We start from the raw sequence: 2,227 nt of genomic DNA, 5'->3' as shown, positions 1-2,227 counted from the left end.
CCGCCGATCCGGGCCGCCGTCGACTTCTCCTTCACCCCGCTGGAGATTGACCACCCCTCCCCCTTCGGCGTCACCGTCGTCCTGATGGAAGAGGACGGCTACAACATCCGCCTCACGGACACGTTCGCCCCCTGACAGCACCGCGGGTACCTCGTGAGGGGCGACCCCCTGTCAGCACCGCGGGTACCCCCTCACGGCATCCGCGAGCCACGGGCCATCGTGAGCTTTCCCGACCAACGACAGAGGGCTGCACCACACCGGCTTTGTATGATCATGCGCCATCGTGCATACTCTTCCTATGTCTAAGGTCCTCACCTCCCTGCCCACCGGCGAGCGCGTCGGTATCGCCTTCTCGGGCGGACTCGACACCTCGGTCGCGGTCGCCTGGATGCGCGACAAGGGCGCCGTCCCGTGCACGTACACCGCCGACATCGGTCAGTACGACGAGCCCGACATCGCCTCGGTGCCCGGCCGCGCGCAGGCCTACGGTGCGGAGGTCGCGCGCCTGGTCGACTGCCGGGCCGCGCTGGTCGAGGAGGGCCTGGCCGCGCTCACCTGCGGTGCGTTCCACATCCGCTCGGGCGGGCGCGCGTACTTCAACACGACCCCCCTCGGCCGTGCCGTCACCGGCACGCTGCTGGTGCGGGCGATGCTGGAGGACGACGTACAGATCTGGGGCGACGGCTCCACATTCAAGGGCAACGACATCGAGCGGTTCTACCGCTACGGCCTGCTCGCCAACCCGCACCTGCGGATCTACAAGCCCTGGCTGGACGCGGACTTCGTGACCGAGCTCGGTGGCCGCAAGGAAATGTCGGAGTGGCTGCTCGCGCACGGCCTGCCCTACCGGGACAGCACGGAGAAGGCGTACTCCACCGACGCCAACATCTGGGGTGCCACCCACGAGGCCAAGACGCTGGAGCACCTGGACACCGGCGTGGAGACCGTCGAGCCGATCATGGGCGTGCGGTTCTGGGACCCCGAGGTCGAGATCCTCACCGAGGACGTGACGATCGGCTTCGACCAGGGCCGCCCGGTGACGATCAACGGCAAGGAGTTCGACTCCGCCGTCGACCTGGTCATGGAGGCCAACGCCATCGGCGGCCGGCGCGGCCTCGGCATGTCCGACCAGATCGAGAACCGCATCATCGAGGCCAAGAGCCGTGGCATCTACGAGGCCCCGGGCATGGCTCTCCTGCACGCCGCCTACGAGCGTCTCGTCAACGCCATCCACAACGAGGACACCCTCGCCCAGTACTACAACGAGGGTCGGCGCCTCGGCCGGCTCATGTACGAGGGCCGCTGGCTGGACCCGCAGGCGCTGATGGTGCGCGAGTCGCTGCAGCGCTGGGTCGGCGCGGCCGTCACCGGCGAGGTGACACTGCGGCTGCGGCGCGGTGAGGACTACTCGCTCCTCGACACCACGGGCCCTGCGTTCAGCTACCACCCGGACAAGCTGTCCATGGAACGTACCGAGGACTCGGCGTTCGGCCCGGTGGACCGGATCGGCCAGCTCACCATGCGCAACCTCGACATCGCCGACTCGCGCGCCAAGCTGGAGCAGTACGTCGGCCTCGGCCTGATCGGCACCGGCAGCCCCGCGATCGGCGCCTCCCAGGCTGCCGCGACCGGACTGATCGGCACCATGCCGGAGATGCCGGAGGGCGGCGCCGAGGCGATCGCCTCCCGCGGCGAGGTCTCCGAGGAGGACGCGCTGCTGGACCGCGCCGCCATGGAGTCCGGCACGGACTGACCGTCCACGGAGGTGCACCGCACCAACGGAAAGGGCCGGCNNGTCGAGCCGGCCCTTTCCGTTCCACATACAGCAGAACCAACACAGCAGAACCAACACACAGCAGGCCCAACACACGGCAGACAAACTTGGTACGAGCTGTCAGGCGGCTACGCGTTCACCTTGAAGGTTGAAATTGAGACAGCACGTGATGGAGGTGCTGACGCCACCTGAGTGCACTCTTCCCCAGGCATATGCAGCCCAAGGCAGTTGTGTCCCGGTCATGGATCTGCCGGACAAGCCTGGTCAGAGTGGGGATCATGGCGTGGATGATGCGAGTACCATCCGGCGTCAGCACCACACAATGCAGGAGGAGAGGTAGCTGCCATGTCCGAAGTCGAGTCAGCGACCACGGAACTCAAGACGCAGTACGCCGCTCAGGTGGCTGCGGACCTTGAGCGCAACACCAAGGAACAGGAACGTATCGGCGCCGAA

General features: G+C 67.2%; 1 protein-coding gene. It reads left to right on the top strand.

The window, feature by feature from the left end:
• The first annotated feature begins 298 nt into the window (after window positions 1-298).
• Window positions 299-1,753 (top strand): argininosuccinate synthase, encoded by a 1,455-nt coding sequence (argG, locus tag AOK17_RS41900; RefSeq protein ID WP_055617898.1) that lies wholly within the window; start codon window positions 299-301, stop codon window positions 1,751-1,753.
• Window positions 1,754-2,227 lie beyond the last annotated feature (474 nt).

Source organism: Streptomyces phaeochromogenes (assembly GCF_001418655.1).
GTDB classification, from domain to species: Bacteria; Actinomycetota; Actinomycetes; order Streptomycetales; family Streptomycetaceae; genus Streptomyces; species Streptomyces phaeochromogenes.
The sequence above is the reverse complement of the archived record's forward strand: the minus strand, read 5'-3'. Positions and strand labels throughout refer to the sequence as shown.